We start from the raw sequence: 15724 nt of genomic DNA, 5'->3' as shown, positions 1-15724 counted from the left end.
ATGGGCATGGCATTTGTGAAAATAATAATAGGGTTATTGACCTTTATTCTTGTCTCGACGGGATTTCTGCAGGCTCAGAATCTGAAGCAGGATCCGAAGTTATTGCGTGGAAAATTGAAAAACGGATTTCAATATTTTATCTATCCAAATCACACCAATAATCAACAGACTGCTATCCAACTTTTTGTAAATGCTGGCAGTTTGCAAGAAGAAGACAACCAATTGGGGTTAGCCCATTTTGTTGAACATATGGCTTTTAATGGAAGTAAACATTATCCAAAAAATGAGATCATTACTTATCTAGAGTCTCTGGGAGTGAAATTTGGTGCAGATCTTAATGCACACACCTCCTATGACGAGACGGTATATAAAATAACGATCAATAGTAAAACGAATGAAAACTTGGAGAAGGCCTTGGATATCGTTAGTGATTGGGCTTTTAATCTAAGTTTTGATTCGCTCGAGATTGAAAAAGAACGTGGTATTATCATTGAAGAATGGCGCACAAAAGAAGGACTTTCTGCGCGATTAAGTGACCAAACTTTACCACTTATCTTTGCTAATTCTCGTTATGGCGACCGTAAACCAATTGGTACACTAGATATACTACGCCATTTTCAAAGATCAACATTGGTCGACTTCTACCAAAAGTGGTATAGACCAAATCTGATGGGGCTGGCAGTGGTCACCAATCAGGACCCCAAAGTTGTTGAAAAGATGGTCAAAAAGCTATTTGGAAATGCTAAAAACAGAAAACCAGAAGCAAAAAGAATTGCCTACCATTTGTCAAACCATGCAGATACGCTGATCAAGATCTATACAGACAAAGAGGCCAATACCATCGATTTCAGCTATATCGGAATTTTACCAGCGTCTAAAGCTGTGAAAACGGAAGCTGATTTTTTTGAAAATTTAAAACGGAATGCTGTCAATACGCTGATCAAGAAGAGGTTTGATCGTATTGGACAATTGGATGATAGTTACAAAAGTGCTTCTATGTCAGTATCGGATCTCTTGCTCAACAATGGATTATCTGTTGGTGGAGCTACCTTGTATGAGGGGCAGGTACAAGAAGGCATCGCTAAATTTCTGAAAGAGCGTGAGCGACTGTTGCGTTATGGGTTTAACTCTTCCGAGCTGAACGATTATAGAGAGCAATATAAGAAACAGTTACAGCGGGCGCCTCAAAATAATGAATTGAATGCCAATATAATGTTGAGCCAGTTAAAGGATGTTTTCTTTACGGGACAGGTATTGATGGATAAGGATGAACGCAATAAGCAGGTCTTGCGTGATATCGATCGATTGGATTCTTTAAATCTTTTGGAGCATCTCCAAGGTTATTTTAAGCCAGGAAACACAGCTGTCATGCTTACTGCTCCAGAGCGTTTAGGATCTAAAATCCCCAATGAAATTGCCCTCCGCCAATTATTTGCTCAGGCTAAACAGGCTGATCTGAAGAGGTGGACGGATAACATTGAAATTCCAACACAGTTATTGAGCGATAAGCCGACAAGTGGTCAGGTCATACAAAAACAATCGATCAATGAGATCGGCGTGACTAAATGGGAGCTCTCCAATGGATCAAAAGTCTACCTGAAGAAAAATGACAGTCGAAAAGACCATGTTCAATTAACGGCATTTAGAAAAGGCGGTTTTATCGCGGTAGACAGTACAGATTATGTAAATGCCGTTTACGCCAAAAATATCATTGGCGCTAGTGGTGCAGGTGAATTTACAAGAGCGGCATTGACCAAATATTTGAATGGAAATTCAGCTTCCGCTACCTTTATGATTGCACCCAATCGTGAAGGATTATCTGCTTCGGCAAATAGGAAAGATATCAAAACGATGTTCGAATTGCTATACTTAAAATGGACACAACCACGTGTCGATAGTAAGATCTTTGGTAGTGTCAAAAAACAGAGTTTGGATGCTGCAAGAAATAAAAAGTTCCAAGTCATGGAGGCTTATAACCTGGCCATCAATAAAGCGATCGGAGCGGATGATCTAGATGAAAGCAATCTATCTGCTGCCCGTATTGAAAAGGATCTACAGCTAGATCGTATAGTACCTGTGTTTAAAGAACGTTTTCACTCAGCTAAAGATTTTGATTTTGTGCTGGTGGGAGACTTTGATGCCGATAGTATTCAACCATTGGTTGAACAGTATATAGGAGGTCTTCCTAGCGGTCCTTATACCTCCGAACAACGTATTCCGGAATATACACAGCGCGAAAATCAAGAAATTATTCAATATGCAGGTCAAGCCGACAAAGCTACAGTAAATCTTTTTTACCAGACCACTTCCATTCAGTATGATTATCCTGATATCCTCAAAAATGAATTGATGGAGAATGTGCTTAAAGTAAAATTGCGCAAAAATCTAAGAGAAGAGCAGTCTGGGGTATATGGTGTAGGTGTGAGTGTCAGTGCGACTTCCGAACCAACAGCATTGATGCGTACGCGGATTAATTTTACTTGTGAACCTAGTCGAGCAGATTTTTTAATAGAACAGGTACAAGTTGAGCTTGAAAAGATAGCAAAAGATCCGTCTTATTTTACAGAAGAACTTGAAAATGCAAAGATTCAAATATACCAAGCTTATGAAAAACAATGGGGTAAGGATACATTTTGGAGTGCAGAGCTTCGTAATCACATCTATTTTCAATTTGCTAATTGGTCATTTTTTACGACATATAAGCAGATGCTAAACCAAATTAAAGCTGCTGATATTGCGGACTACACAAATAGTAAAATGAGTAAAGCCTATAAAGTGAAGGCAGTATTACTGCCAGAGAGTTTTAAAAAATAATTTAATTTAGATGAGATCATCGGAATTTTCAAACCAGCTGCGGTATGAAGTAGATCTGATGATCACATCGCTATAAAAAAATATAAGGATGAAAAAAAACTATTGTTTATATCTGTTGATGGCCATCTCTAGCCTAATCCTTTTCGGATGTAAAAAAGATGCGTTACTGGCCGATCATGTTCAGTTGCAATCCTTTTCTTTTGATCCATCGGCCAATCCTGGATTAAAAGAGGCAGTATTTGGAACTATTGAAGGTCAGCAGATTCATATTACGGTACCAAATTCAATCGATATCACTAAAGCTATACCTTCTTTTCATGGAAGCTCAGATAAATTGATTGCCTATGTTGGTCAGAAAGTTCAAGAATCAGGCATCAGTGCTGTTGATTTTACACAAACAGTTGTTTATCGATTTGTGACACCCGATGGAATGTCGCAGTATAGTGTGACGGCTGAAAAGGCCGGGTCTATCGTATCTTTCGGTTTCTATGCCGCAGACAATCCAGAATACTTGTTTAGAGATTACCCAGCAACCATAACGAAGCTTGATATTAAAGTAGACTTGCCAGTAGATGCTGATGTGACTAAATTGGTAGCTCGGTATACAAGGAGCAATGGTACCATTTTAAAGTATAATGGTACTGATTTCGTAAGTAAAGAAACCGTATTGGACTATACCTTACCACAAAACTTGGAGCTACAAGATGTGCAAAGTGGCACATCAGAAAACTTTGTCGTTACAGTCGGTCGACTTACTGCACCTGTTTGGTCTACCGTACAATTACCAGACTTTTTAAATACCAATAATGTCGCTGAGGCAGGGCTTGCTATTAACCCAGTAAACAGACAGCCCTATGTATCAGTACAATTTTCTGGAAGTACAGACGATCTACGTAAGGGGCTGATCACGACATGGAATGCCGATACCAAGCAATGGGAAACACTTGGGGCAAATACAGGTTTTACACCAACTCGAGCAGATCTTATTTCTCTTGACTTTTCGAAACAAGGGATACCTTATGTAGCATTTAGAGATTATACAGCTGGAACGAATGCGCAGTATGCATCTTTAATGAAGTATGAAAATAGCGCATGGTCATTTGTTGGAAATCAACAGAGTTCTTTCAATAGAGTTAACTACTTGACATTAAAATTGGATGAAAATGATATTCCTTATCAAGGATATGTCTTTACTCGTGCCTCATCTCCTTATCCAAATCGAGGTACCTATGTAGAATCTTTTAATGGATCTATTTGGTCCGGACAGACCTTTGCGCAATCGTCTACCGGGTGGTATGCTAAGATGTTTAAAGGAGGCGACAGTAAGCTTTATTATGTTGTAATGGATTTAACAAGTGGCACTGCTACACGTAAGCCTTCGGTTTATAGGTTGGACAATGGTGTGTGGAATCTAGTAGGAAATGTAAATGTAGGTCCTGCTGAGTCCAACTCCGGGGGGATAAATATAGATCTTGATGTGACAGCAGACGGTCAGATCTATATGGTTTATCAATCTAATTCGCCAGCTTATAAAACATTTGTGATGCATTGGAATGGTAGTACGTGGAAACAGTTTGGTGATGGAATTAGCCAATCCACAAGTAGCTCTGCCAATCGAGACAATGTTGCCATCTCTATACATCCGGACGGTCGCGTTTTCTTAGCTTATGGAGATGCTATCAACGGTATCAAAGTGTGTACATTTAATGAAAGTATTGGGAATTGGAATGCCGCTACACAACTATCGGCAGAAAATGGGAATAAATTTGTTATGAAGATCAGTAAAGAGGGTATCCCATATCTAATAACAGTCATAAACAATAAAGCTGCACTCTTTAAATACGATATTCCAGGATTGTAATAACAATAGATCGGACAGGCCATATCTGTCCGATCTTTTAGATTTAATACTATATGATTAATAGAATAAGTTATTTGTTGGCTTTGGCAGTACTATTTGCTGTGGAAGCAATGGCACAAAGCCCATCTGCAAAAAGTGTATGGGTCAAAGGTCATGTGTTTGAAGACAAAAATAATAATGGCATGCAGGATAGGGGGGAGAAGGGTCTTTCCCAGGTATTGATATCCAATGGTGTCCATGTAATAAGTTCCGACAGTCGTGGAGCTTATGCTTTTGAAGCAGAAGTAGGACAATCTATCTTTTCTATCCATCCGTCAGCATATCAATATGCACATGCAAACAAAATTGGTAATGCAAATGCATATTATCTAAATCCAAATAACCATATTTCGGATACGCTGGTTTATAACATGCCCTTGCAAAAAAGGAAAAGTGTCGCAACAGAATTTAATATTGCGGCAATTGGAGATGTTCAGGTCAGTGATCAAGAAGAACTCGGATTTGCAGCAAAAAGTATTTTTTCGGAGCTTCTAGGACGTAATGATATCGATTTGAATCTGGTCTTGGGTGATCTGGTCAATAATAATATGGACCTATTGCCTGATTTCGGGGCTATGCTTAATACCCTTCCGATGACATCATGGACTATGGTCGGCAATCATGATCGTAATGTTGACCATCCAGCTTATATGAATGACCGTTTTAATACGGTGTTTGGAGCAGATAATTATGCTTTCAATTATGGTCATGCGCATTTTATTGTATTGAATAATGTCTTTGCTACGGGCAAAAATTCTTATGAAGGAAGATTGACCGACGATCAATTGACGTTTTTAAAGAATGATTTGGCACATGTTCCAAAAGATGTTTTAGTTGTCCTCAGTCAGCATATACCAATGGCTTTTACACGAAATAAAGCAGAGGTGCTCCAACAGTTGGAAGGATATGAGAATGTCTTATTGTTGTCCGGCCATACCCATCAGGTGGATCGATATTTTTTTAAAAGCCATACAATACAAGAATTGGGAGCCGGTGCTACCTGCGGTAATTGGTGGCGAGGAGAAAAGGATGCTTTTGGTGTGCCAGATGCCATGATGCAATGCGGTAGTCCGAGAGGATATTTTGTGATCCATATTAAAGATAATCAGTATTCTTTTAAATATAAAGCGATTGGACAGGATGCACAAAAGCAAATGCATATTACTTTGAATGACGGACTATTGCAGGCCAACATATTTGGAGCTGGTGATAGTACCAAAGTTATGGTTCAACTAAATGATGGAGAATGGCTACAGATGCAAATTAGTAAAAGCATAGATCCACTTGTCGCCCATATGATAGAAAAAAACAATCAAAAGATATATCCAAGTCCTGGCAGTACAGCCAATCCTCTCCGAAAAAGAAAATCTAGCCATCTCTGGGAATTGGAGATGCCCCAGTTGAATGCTGATAAAAATAAAATCATTCGCATTAAGGCACAAGACTCCTACGGCTTTTCTGTTCAGAATGAGTTTATGGAGTATTTTTCCAAATAATGATATAATGGAAGATATAATTTTAGTCGTGCTATCACCAAGGAATTTTAATGCATTAAAAAAGTATCAAAATTTATTTTGTCTTGCAGCATTTTTGAATTTATCAATAGGCTGTATAGCTGAGTTTTCTTTTTTGACTCAATTAAATCGATCGTTCAGTCTATTTCATTGACCTTGCTTTTTGTATTTCTAATTTTATTTATTCTTGTTTTAGTCAGAATTAAAATATTAAAAAAGGAATATTTCTGTCGTATTAATGAAAAGTATTTGTATTTGGAAATTGATAATGAGATCAAAAAAATAGACCTTGTTGATATTGATTTGTACATTAATTTAGCTAGAATATCAGAAAAGGATTCTTACTCAGATTGGGGTCATTTTATTGAATTGAGTGATTTTAAAGGCAGACGTCAATTGCCGATTAGATTTGAATCTACGCTATTAAATATCTTTCCACAATCAAATGTACACTATAGGTGCAAAAGTCCAATTTTAATGACTGAGACTAGAAGCTTATTTAAATCTCTATTAAATCTGCTATGGGCAACTTCCTGAAGTATACAAAAAATGCACGCTATGTTTGTACCAGTAGCGTGCATTTGTTCATCCTATATACGGCAGTTTAACTCCGTATTTCTCTTCGCATAAAAATATAATAGGACCACGCAAAGCAGATCATTGTCGCTGCTAAAAGACCACTGACTTGAGGCCAGACCATCAAGAAACTATCCCTAAATGATAGAGGTGCAGGAATGGCACCAATCATTTGTTCCATCGCAATAGGACCGAGGCTACGTACAGATGGCATGAGCAGGGTTGTAGTCGCATCCATATATAGTTGGCTCGGTGATAACCGAAGCAAGTTTAATATCAATTCATTGTAGCTTAGATATTCCTGTTCCGAAATATAGTTTGGATTCGGTAAAAATGGCCTGATGGCTAGATTGACAAGAATCGGGAAGAATACAGTAAAAAATAGCCAAATACCGATTGCGGTTAAAGCTGAGGTCGCCGGTTGGCGAAACCGTATCGATAATAGTATCGATAGGCTCAACCAAAAGGCAACATATATAACACTGATAAGGGTAAAACCTATAATCCGCAAAAGTTCCTGAGGCTCTATCCGTACCCCTGTACCTAATAAGCCACCGCCAATCATTAGAAGTACTAACGCGATAAACATCGTCCCCACGACAGTGAGCGGAGCAAAGAATTTTGAAAACAAGAGGTTATCACGGTAGATAGGTTGCGCTATCAGACGTGTTAATGTGCCCCCATTGTATTCGGCATTGATCGCATCAAATCCGAGTGCTATACCAAGTAGTGGCGCTAGAAAATTCAGGAAAACATGAAATGGTGGAATCGAATTGTCCGTCGTGGTCAATAATTTGAGATATAAAAATGATTGATCTGGATCTTTCATATTGTTGACAGCCTCTTTCAACCCGGTGGAAGATACGTATAATGAGGCTCCAAACGTCAGTACAATAAGTAGGATCAGTATGATAAAACGCCAGCTGCGAATATGATAGGCAATTTCCTTATTTACCAGTACCTGAATTGGAACCGATGAGTGGCTAATTGTGGAGGAGACTGTGGGATTTTTCATGTTCAGAGTTGCTTGTTTTACTGTTCTCAAAATATGTATTATAGATATAGTCGAGTGCATAATCATGGCGTTGTACAGATAGGATGTCAGCACCGTTGTTGACAAGTAAACGTACTGCCATGGCAGTTATATCGCCATCTGTTTTGATCTCGATCGAGTTATCGCCAACAGAAAGCTTTCTGATACCAGGCAAGTTTTTTAATACTTCTTCAAATAGCGCTACGTTTGCATGTGTTTTTTCAAATGAAATCCATGTTGTTATGCCCTCTTTTTGCTGTAGCTTATGTGCAAGACTATCAATCGAGCCTTCTGCTAGTAGCTTTCCACCAACAAAAATACCCACTCTGTCACAAACGCGCTGTACCTGATGGAGATGATGCGAAGATAGGAGAACTGTCAGATTCTGTTCTCTGCTGAGTCGCTTGATCAATTCTAGGAATTCATCTACACCCTGTGGGTCTATACCTAAGGTAGGCTCATCCAAAATAGCAACTTCAGGATTCTTGATGAGGACTTCAGCAAGACCGAGTCGCTGCTTCATACCTCTCGAAAAGGCTCCAGTTTTCTTATGGATGTCCTGTCCCAGTCCTACTTGATTTAAGATGTCTTGCGCGCCAGACCTAGCTTTAGACTTTTGAAGTCCGTTTAATTCAGCTATGAAAGTTAGGTTTTCCAATGCGGTCATTTCAGGATAGAAACCCACATTATCTGGAAGATAGCCCACTTTTCTTTTAACAGCTATTGGATTTCGGGTGGCATTATGACCACAGACATAAGCTGTTCCTGTGGTCGGCTCGGTCAGTCCAAGCATCATCAGGATAGTCGTCGTCTTGCCGGCACCATTGGGACCGAGAAGACCGAATACCTCGCCTTTATATATGTTGAGATCTAAATGATCAACAGCCTTTGCCTTTCCATAGTTTTTTGTCAAACCTGTCAATTGGATGATAGGATCCTTCATGATGATTATCTTTTTTATTGAATGAAATAGTGCTATCGTCTTCCGTATTTGCGAATAAGATAATAAATCAGCCCGATAGCCAATAGGATAATCAGCATGCCGACCCAGCCTGAAAGTAAAGAGGTCTTGACTATCATACGAAATGAAATGTCAGCAGTACTGTTCGGTGATTTAACATCAAATTTTGCAGCATAGTCGCCAGCTATGGTTTTATCGGGTACGCGCAAGTCAACTTTTACATCTGTCGACTTGCCAGGCTCTAGCTGCTGTATCGTTGAAGGTGAAAAAGTAGCTTCCCATTTGCTGGGCAACTGAGCGCTCAGTTCTACCGCGTTTAAAGGAAGAGTTCCTGTATTTTTTACTTGAAGGAGGATTTCCTTGTTGCTGCCAGATACGACTTCATCACTAAGTCTTCCACTAGGTGTGGTGAGTTGGAGAGCATAGGAACCCTTTACAACAGCTTCTAGATCGAGATGCAGTGTATCTGTTGGGGATATAGCCTTTAACGGAATTTTATATGTGTTGGGCTTTGCAGTCAGCGGGCAGTTAATTTCGATGTTTATTTCTTGGACTTTGTTTGCTTGCATTTGAAGAGAAGTCACCTGGGATCCCTCTACTCGATAACTGATCTGCCATCCCTCTGGTAATTGGGCGTTTAGATTGTAAGTAACTGTCTGTGATGACCCATTGGTCAATGTGGTCGTGTATCGAAAGGGCTCATTGCTGGGCGCTTCAATATTGAGCAATCTTGCTTCAAAGCTTGATTTTGTTGCTCTGACCGTTTGCCCCGATAGGTAGAGACTGTTGGCCAGTATTAAAAATGAAATAAATAATGGTCTAAAAGATAGACCTAGGCGTGTAATTAGTAGTTTGTTTAACATGATCCAATAACTAAAATTTATATTTAAATAGAATATTAGCTTTAAAAAAATGTTGGTTAGGGTAGTACTTACCTTAAAAAAACGGTTCCAAATTAAATATCAATTTGAAAAAAATCAAGAAAAATCAAAAAATAATTGTAAAATAATGTTTACTTAAGTTTTTTCAATGTACTTTGTACCTAGGGGTCAATCAAAGTTAACTGCCCTAAAAGTCTTTTTTATAATGGCTTTAATATTTTCTCCCAGTTCATCGATTGTGCAGTCCAATGACTTTAGTTGTGTTTTTGTATTATTTTTCTCGTTCCGCATAAGCGCGATGCGTAAAAGTCTATTGCCCGATGCTTGACTATCCCACTTTAATTCGTCAAATAGTTCCTGAACTATTTTTTCACAACTGCTCAAATCAAATGTAGCAATCTGGATGTAACTATCATGACAGTACATCTGAACTTCAATATGATAATTTGATCGTTCCATATTTTAAAAATAATATCTTAATAAAATAGGATAGCCTCCATTGGGAGGCTATCCTATATATGGACTATTTTATGACTTATGATATTTCGATAAGTCGAGGCTCTTTTTGTTTTGCTTCTTCTTTCTTAGGTATGGTTAACCGTAGCAGACCATTTTCATAACGAGCTTCGATATTATCCTGATCGACTACATCTCTGTGAAGTTCAAAGCTGCGTTGGAAGGACTGATAGCTAAACTCCCGTCGGGTATAGTTATCCCGTTTTTCTTCATTTTTTTCTTCTTTTGCGGATGATATGGTCAGTAGGTTGCCATCTAGCGTGATCTTAAAATCGTCTTTTGACATTCCTGGTGCAGCGACTTCTACTTCGAAAGTATCGCCATCTTCCTTAATATTGACGGAAGGAACGGTGGTACTCGTAGAAGAATAGTTACTATTACCCCAGTTTAAAAGTTCTCGGTTGAAATCATTAAACATGGGCGAAAAAATTGAAAAATTGTTCAAGTTTCTTTTTGCAAGTTTCATAATAACCTCCTTTTATGAAGTGAAAAATTAATTATTTAAATCTTTCAGTCGGCCGACTGTATTCAATACTCCACAAAAAAAATACCGATCTCGTGAAACTGAAATTTTTTCATAAAAAATGACAAATTTTACATGATAAACTGACATGATCGCCTCTTGTAAACAAACTAAGGGAACATTTTATACGGTCCATCAACCATGTTTATTAGAAATCATAGCCCTACCTTTTACTACATTTCATGCTATCAAAATTGATTAAAGGAAAGAAATATTTGGTCATCACACATGGAGAGATCATGATGTATATCTGGTTGTAAATAGATGGATAAAATATTATAATATTACACAGATATACGAGAGTCATTATAGAGGGTTTCTATAGGGTTGCTATAGGTAAAACACTAGAAAACCTCTATGAACCCTCTTAATAATTTGTATATAATCACTATAATGATTAAATTAGAGTTTAAGGCTATATAAATGCGCCCATAGCAACTTATATATCTTAGTTAATTTCCAATTTAAATAAACCATTATGGCAATATTAAAAGCAGGTATAAATGGTCCTTTTTCCGGTAAAGTAGGAAGTGTGGTAGGTTATGAACTAAATGGTCAAACCGTTATTCGTTCTCTACCAGCAATAGTAAAAAAACCGCCCACCGAATTGATGCTCATCAATCGCAAACGTTTGAAGGCCGTATCTCAATTTTTGAAATATATTAAGAAACCAATAGCTTTTGGTTATAAAAATATGGCCCCTAAAGGTAGCCGTGTGGGTACTTTTCAATCCGCTCAATCCTATTTACTCAACAATTCGATTGATTATGATGCAGACAATAACCCCTATGTAAATCCTGAAAAAGTAATGGTTTTTAGGGGGGATATGCCACCTCCTCAACTCATTCATGTAACTATAAAGGACAATAAACTTTATATTGAATGGAATAAAGAGGCCTGTAAAGGAGAGCATCCATCTGCGGTGCTGGTATTGGCTTATGTTATTGAAGATTTTTTTGCTTTGAATGAAGGTGGTGCATTATCCACAGCAGGAAAATTGGTATGGGAGGATAATTTGTTCAGTAGAGGTGATCAAATTCATATCTATGTCGGTTTCTATGATATCGTTCATGATCGATTGTCTGACTCTGTTTATGGGGGGTGCGTATAGAAGATACTATTTATTTTGATCAAGCTATAAATAACACTTTCTGTTCAATACTTGTTTAGCAACAATGACAAAAATAGACAGAAAGTGTTACTTAGATTATTACTAAATGATTATATCATACTGCCTCATCTGACCCAATATTTTTCTTTGAATGTGATTGTATTTTTATAAATATTTATTGTTGTTTCGAACTCACGGGAGTCATAATATCTTCTTCCATTTTTTGTGCTTGTATAGTGTTTATATTCAATTGCATAGAATTGAAAATTTCCCTCTTTTGTCTTTACCCATATAGGAGGTTTGTCCCATTCTAAATCTTTGTAGGTTGTTTTGTAGTAAGTACTATCTTTTAAAAAAGGCGAACGCAGTAAACCATTAATCAATGTTTGCAAATCTTTTTTTGCGAGATCTATTTCAAATAAAGCAACATGTCCATCGATACCAAGACTAAATATATTTTTTTTGATAGCGAAGTCCTGAGGCAGTTTAATTTTAGTTATATTTTCAAATCTGGAATAATTTTTACTTTTTTCATATGATTTACAACTAGAAAATAGCAAAATGAACATTGCCACAAATATGCAACGTTTTTTTGCATAGACATAAATAAACGTCATATACATCTGAATATAGATTAAACTTTTCATGATATTATTTTTTATCGTATTGATACCAGTTGATTTTTGTGGATAGGCGCATCAGTATAGCCAATATAATAAAAATACCTACTGTACCTACGAGCAGCGAATAATCACGCAATTGCATCAGGATAAAGATAAAACTATAGAAAACGGCTAAAATTCCTGAAAATATCAAAGCGGACTTGCTGTCTTTTGTAATGGATTTAATAAATGATGCAATTAAAATAATAGTGGCTATAGCAGCTAATAAATAGGCTATATTGAAGCCGAGATGCTCACTAATGGATAATAAAAGAGAATAGAAGAGTACCATCGCAAATCCGATCAACAGATACTGAATCAGGTGGATACGTTGTTTTTTGATGATCTCGGTGAAAAATAATGCTGCAAATGTTAAAATAATAATCAATATTCCATATTTGGCTACGCGTGTAGTTTTTTGATAATTATTGACTTCTTCCAAGAAGTTGATTTGAATCATATCTTTTTCTGTCGCGATATTAGTATCAGTAGCTGCAATGGGCTCTGTCATTTGGCTGTACCCTTCGTGGATAGCATTGTTGATTTCGTAATTGTTTTTAATTTCATACAGCTTCTCTGCCTCACCAGCCCACTGTTGCGAAAATTTACGGTTGAAACTCGGGATATTCCATGTTGCTTCAAAGCTATTAGCTGTTATTTTTCGATCATCTGCTAAAATTGCTCCGTTGAAACTTGGATTTCCCCAATTTCCTTTGGTTTTAATGGTAGTCTGTTTTGCAAGAGGGAGAAAATTGATCGATTGAGAACCCCTTACATTGAACTTGATCTGGAAATCACCTAAGGTTGTTTTGGTGCCAGAGAGATCTATGGCTGCGATCATATTATTCTCAAAAGGATTTAATGCAGACATATTAGTCTCAAATTCAATTTGCTGTTGGTTGAATACTAGAGTTGGAGAAGCTCCGAGTCCCTTAAGATCGCTTAAACCAATTAATATTTTCGCATTTTTCCATTCGAGATCTACGCCATTCAAATCTATTTTATTAAAATCGATCGCATCAAACGATCCTTTTAGATCCAGTTGCGCATTGTACACCACACTGTTGTAAATACCTCTTTTCAATGATTCCGGTGAAATGGTACTGCTGATGTTTAATGCTTTTGGTAATAGGTATACGTATTGTGTGACGTAGGTATTCTTGGTAGAGACAATGTTTTTATCTGTTGTGACAATTTCTTTTACTACCTGGTAAGGGATGGCAATGATGGGACCTGAGATCACCTGTTGACCAGCCCATTTAAAAGCAATTTCATTACTGACTTCAGATTGCCTATTCTTTCTTTCTTCAATAAGGTCTTTGACCCAGAATAAAGGGATGAGTAGTAGTAAGACGAGAATTAAAATGGTAATTAATTTGGTGAAAACTGATGTACCAATACGGTCTAAGAGGGGTGTTTTATTTGTTTCCATGATTTTGGATTTTATAATGTTGTTAAATTATGGTGATTGAGATGTTTTTTTAAGTCAAATGCCAAGGAACTTTTAATTTCTTGTAATGGAATGTTTAATAAAGTTTCGAAATCCAAATCATGAAACTTTTGCATGGCATTACCTTTTGATAAAGCTTTTAGGTACATGTTGAAGTGTTCGGGGTAGAGGAATGTACCAATTGCGATCATCGCAAATTGATAAAGGCTGACCTTTCCATTGCCCAATAATAAATATTGCATGGCGACTTCATCCTGTATGTCGGTGCCAGATTCTGTAATGAGGTGAAATACATCATGATTTTCTAATTTCGGAACAACGTCAAAATCTTTTTCTTGATAGAATACGCCAAGATGATGGCCTAGCGAACCTTTAGGAAAGTTCAAAAAATCTTCTTTACTGATGTTCCAAGCTCGTTTATGCTGCTTGAAGAGCTGAGTATAAATTTTTTGACTCTTGTTGTACAAGACAAGCATGATGGATAAGCGTATTTTCATTTCTTTTCTTTTTAAAAGTACTTTGAAATTCAAAGTAAATGGATAAAAAAATTATTTGTACTGTTGTTTAATCAATTTTTCAAGAGCCTGTAGATGTTCTTCGAATGCTTTTTCACCTTCGATCGTTCTTCTATACCTGGTATTTGGTTTTCTGTCTACAAATGTCTTGAAAACTTCAATGTAATTTTCTTTTTCTAATGTCTTCAGATTAGATGCTAGATTACCATCTGTGACTTCCAATATGGATTTCAATGAATTAAAATCATATTCGTCATTAGCCATCAATACGCTCATGATCTGAAGACGGACTTTATTTTCAAATATTTTATTATACTGTGTTAAGTCGAAATTCACTATTCGTATTTTTTATGAACGATTATTCCATATATGATGTGCAAAACTCCAAATCCTAATGCCCAAAAGATAATTCCATTTCCAGGCAAAAGCAAAGCTAACAGTCCTAGCACAATTTCTAAAATTCCGAGTCCTTTTATTTCACTAAAAGTGTAATTGCTGCCAGCTGTGAGTGCAAGTCCATAAAAAATCAATAGGATGGAAGCGACCGCGGTATAGTTTTCTTTAAATATGGATATACAGGCAAATAATCCACCAGTACATAAAGGTACGGCCATAGCATACAATAAGGATCGACTGGTGGTATTCCAGATGCTTTGTCTGTTTCCTTTCGCTTTCTTAACGGCCATGAACACTCCTGTACAAATGGAAGCAAATAAAACGAATATAGCGGTTACGAGTAATTTGGCAATAATGACAGGTTCATTAACATAATGATCCCGATATCCCATTTGGCTATCAAATCCATAAATTTCATAGTAAGCATAGGCAGCACCTAGCAGGGCATAGGTACCGATTAGGACACTTGAAATTCCGCTAATGGAGATAAATTTGCTGGATTTTTCCATCAAACTGCGAATGCTTGCTATTTCTTTTACTAAATCTTCTTGTTTCATAAAAGTACTTTGTTTTTCAAAGTAAATGAATAAGAATGAATTATGCAAATTTATTTTTTGCTCAACAAAATAAATAAAAAAATAATGAAAATTTATTGAGAAAAGACTTGCATAGTATGCATATCGTTTCTATCTTTGTGCCAACAAGAAATCCTAATGCGGAAGTGGCGTAATTGGTAGCCGCACCAGACTTAGGATCTGGCGTCGCAAGACGTGGGGGTTCGAGTCCCTTCTTCCGCACTTGAATGTCCTCCCGAATTTAAATCATCGGGAGGATTTTTTTTATCAAAATAATGCGTAACGGTTTAGAAAGAG

14 protein-coding genes and 1 tRNA gene are annotated in these 15724 nt (G+C 37.1%); 5 read left to right on the top strand and 10 right to left on the bottom strand.

Going from position 1 to position 15724, the window contains the following annotated elements; translation table 11 throughout:
• Nucleotides 1-6 precede the first annotated feature (6 nt).
• From MUB18_RS00830 to MUB18_RS00820, 3 genes are all read left to right on the top strand, one after another.
• Nucleotides 7-2814 carry a M16 family metallopeptidase gene (locus tag MUB18_RS00830; protein ID WP_248754715.1) on the top strand — a complete coding sequence of 936 codons (2808 nt, stop codon included), beginning with the start codon at nucleotides 7-9 and terminating at the stop codon, nucleotides 2812-2814.
• Between the two features lie 88 nt (nucleotides 2815-2902).
• Nucleotides 2903-4675: a hypothetical protein gene (locus MUB18_RS00825; RefSeq protein WP_248754714.1), complete on the top strand. Its 1773-nt coding sequence runs from the start codon at nucleotides 2903-2905 to the stop codon at nucleotides 4673-4675.
• A gap of 53 nt (nucleotides 4676-4728) precedes the next feature.
• Nucleotides 4729-6210 (top strand): calcineurin-like phosphoesterase C-terminal domain-containing protein, encoded by a 1482-nt coding sequence (locus MUB18_RS00820; protein WP_248754713.1) that lies wholly within the window; start codon nucleotides 4729-4731, stop codon nucleotides 6208-6210.
• Between the two features lie 622 nt (nucleotides 6211-6832).
• Here MUB18_RS00820 and MUB18_RS00815 read toward each other — a convergent pair.
• From MUB18_RS00815 to MUB18_RS00795, 5 genes are all read right to left on the bottom strand, one after another.
• Nucleotides 6833-7819: an ABC transporter permease gene (locus tag MUB18_RS00815; protein ID WP_045752722.1), complete on the bottom strand. Its 987-nt coding sequence runs from the start codon at nucleotides 7817-7819 to the stop codon at nucleotides 6833-6835.
• Nucleotides 7788-8780 (bottom strand): ABC transporter ATP-binding protein, encoded by a 993-nt coding sequence (locus tag MUB18_RS00810; RefSeq protein ID WP_248754712.1) that lies wholly within the window; start codon nucleotides 8778-8780, stop codon nucleotides 7788-7790. The genes MUB18_RS00815 and MUB18_RS00810 overlap by 32 nt, the downstream gene beginning before the upstream one ends.
• Before the next feature lie 32 nt (nucleotides 8781-8812).
• Nucleotides 8813-9661 carry an NEW3 domain-containing protein gene (locus tag MUB18_RS00805; protein ID WP_094772963.1) on the bottom strand — a complete coding sequence of 283 codons (849 nt, stop codon included), beginning with the start codon at nucleotides 9659-9661 and terminating at the stop codon, nucleotides 8813-8815.
• 186 nt (nucleotides 9662-9847) lie between these two features.
• Nucleotides 9848-10138, bottom strand: a complete 291-nt coding sequence (locus tag MUB18_RS00800) for a hypothetical protein (protein WP_045752725.1) — start codon at nucleotides 10136-10138, stop codon at nucleotides 9848-9850.
• A gap of 76 nt (nucleotides 10139-10214) precedes the next feature.
• Nucleotides 10215-10661 (bottom strand): Hsp20/alpha crystallin family protein, encoded by a 447-nt coding sequence (locus tag MUB18_RS00795; protein WP_045752726.1) that lies wholly within the window; start codon nucleotides 10659-10661, stop codon nucleotides 10215-10217.
• A gap of 535 nt (nucleotides 10662-11196) precedes the next feature.
• Here MUB18_RS00795 and MUB18_RS00790 point away from each other — a divergent pair.
• Nucleotides 11197-11829 (top strand): DUF6266 family protein, encoded by a 633-nt coding sequence (locus MUB18_RS00790; protein WP_248754711.1) that lies wholly within the window; start codon nucleotides 11197-11199, stop codon nucleotides 11827-11829.
• Nucleotides 11830-11954: 125 nt separating this feature from the next.
• Here MUB18_RS00790 and MUB18_RS00785 read toward each other — a convergent pair whose 3' ends face one another.
• Genes MUB18_RS00785 through MUB18_RS00765 form a run of 5 tightly spaced genes read right to left on the bottom strand, consistent with a single transcriptional unit; the run spans nucleotide 11955 to nucleotide 15409 of the window.
• A complete protein-coding gene (locus MUB18_RS00785; RefSeq protein ID WP_248754710.1) occupies nucleotides 11955-12476 on the bottom strand; it encodes a hypothetical protein in 522 nt (173 codons plus the stop codon).
• 4 nt (nucleotides 12477-12480) lie between these two features.
• The gene (gene creD, locus MUB18_RS00780; RefSeq protein ID WP_248754709.1) at nucleotides 12481-13923 is read right to left on the bottom strand and encodes a cell envelope integrity protein CreD; all 1443 of its coding nucleotides are present in this window, start codon (nucleotides 13921-13923) and stop codon (nucleotides 12481-12483) included.
• A gap of 11 nt (nucleotides 13924-13934) precedes the next feature.
• Nucleotides 13935-14438 (bottom strand): Coq4 family protein, encoded by a 504-nt coding sequence (locus MUB18_RS00775; protein WP_094773047.1) that lies wholly within the window; start codon nucleotides 14436-14438, stop codon nucleotides 13935-13937.
• A gap of 51 nt (nucleotides 14439-14489) precedes the next feature.
• Nucleotides 14490-14792: a winged helix-turn-helix domain-containing protein gene (locus MUB18_RS00770; protein ID WP_045752733.1), complete on the bottom strand. Its 303-nt coding sequence runs from the start codon at nucleotides 14790-14792 to the stop codon at nucleotides 14490-14492.
• Nucleotides 14792-15409: a hypothetical protein gene (locus tag MUB18_RS00765; RefSeq protein ID WP_248754708.1), complete on the bottom strand. Its 618-nt coding sequence runs from the start codon at nucleotides 15407-15409 to the stop codon at nucleotides 14792-14794. Before MUB18_RS00765 ends, MUB18_RS00770 begins: the two co-directional genes overlap by 1 nt.
• Nucleotides 15410-15567: 158 nt before the next feature.
• On the opposite strand from MUB18_RS00765, the gene MUB18_RS00760 reads away from it, so the two are divergent.
• Nucleotides 15568-15649 (top strand) — tRNA-Leu (locus MUB18_RS00760).
• Nucleotides 15650-15724 lie beyond the last annotated feature (75 nt).

This window comes from Sphingobacterium sp. PCS056, assembly GCF_023273895.1.
Classification (GTDB): Bacteria; Bacteroidota; Bacteroidia; order Sphingobacteriales; family Sphingobacteriaceae; genus Sphingobacterium.
The sequence above is the reverse complement of the archived record's forward strand: the minus strand, read 5'-3'. Positions and strand labels throughout refer to the sequence as shown.

What these genes read in the sequence shown, in the direction of transcription:
- MUB18_RS00765 (WP_248754708.1), bottom strand. Translation starts at nt 15,409, where the DNA reads ATGAAACAAGAAGATTTAGTAAAAGAAATAGCAAGCATTCGCAGTTTG.
- MUB18_RS00830 (WP_248754715.1), top strand. Translation starts at nt 7, where the DNA reads ATGGCATTTGTGAAAATAATAATAGGGTTATTGACCTTTATTCTTGTC.
- MUB18_RS00810 (WP_248754712.1), bottom strand. Translation starts at nt 8,780, where the DNA reads ATGAAGGATCCTATCATCCAATTGACAGGTTTGACAAAAAACTATGGA.
- MUB18_RS00795 (WP_045752726.1), bottom strand. Translation starts at nt 10,661, where the DNA reads ATGAAACTTGCAAAAAGAAACTTGAACAATTTTTCAATTTTTTCGCCC.
- MUB18_RS00820 (WP_248754713.1), top strand. Translation starts at nt 4,729, where the DNA reads ATGATTAATAGAATAAGTTATTTGTTGGCTTTGGCAGTACTATTTGCT.
- MUB18_RS00790 (WP_248754711.1), top strand. Translation starts at nt 11,197, where the DNA reads ATGGCAATATTAAAAGCAGGTATAAATGGTCCTTTTTCCGGTAAAGTA.
- creD (WP_248754709.1), bottom strand. Translation starts at nt 13,923, where the DNA reads ATGGAAACAAATAAAACACCCCTCTTAGACCGTATTGGTACATCAGTT.
- MUB18_RS00825 (WP_248754714.1), top strand. Translation starts at nt 2,903, where the DNA reads ATGAAAAAAAACTATTGTTTATATCTGTTGATGGCCATCTCTAGCCTA.
- MUB18_RS00785 (WP_248754710.1), bottom strand. Translation starts at nt 12,476, where the DNA reads ATGAAAAGTTTAATCTATATTCAGATGTATATGACGTTTATTTATGTC.
- MUB18_RS00805 (WP_094772963.1), bottom strand. Translation starts at nt 9,661, where the DNA reads ATGTTAAACAAACTACTAATTACACGCCTAGGTCTATCTTTTAGACCA.
- MUB18_RS00775 (WP_094773047.1), bottom strand. Translation starts at nt 14,438, where the DNA reads ATGAAAATACGCTTATCCATCATGCTTGTCTTGTACAACAAGAGTCAA.
- MUB18_RS00800 (WP_045752725.1), bottom strand. Translation starts at nt 10,138, where the DNA reads ATGGAACGATCAAATTATCATATTGAAGTTCAGATGTACTGTCATGAT.
- MUB18_RS00815 (WP_045752722.1), bottom strand. Translation starts at nt 7,819, where the DNA reads ATGAAAAATCCCACAGTCTCCTCCACAATTAGCCACTCATCGGTTCCA.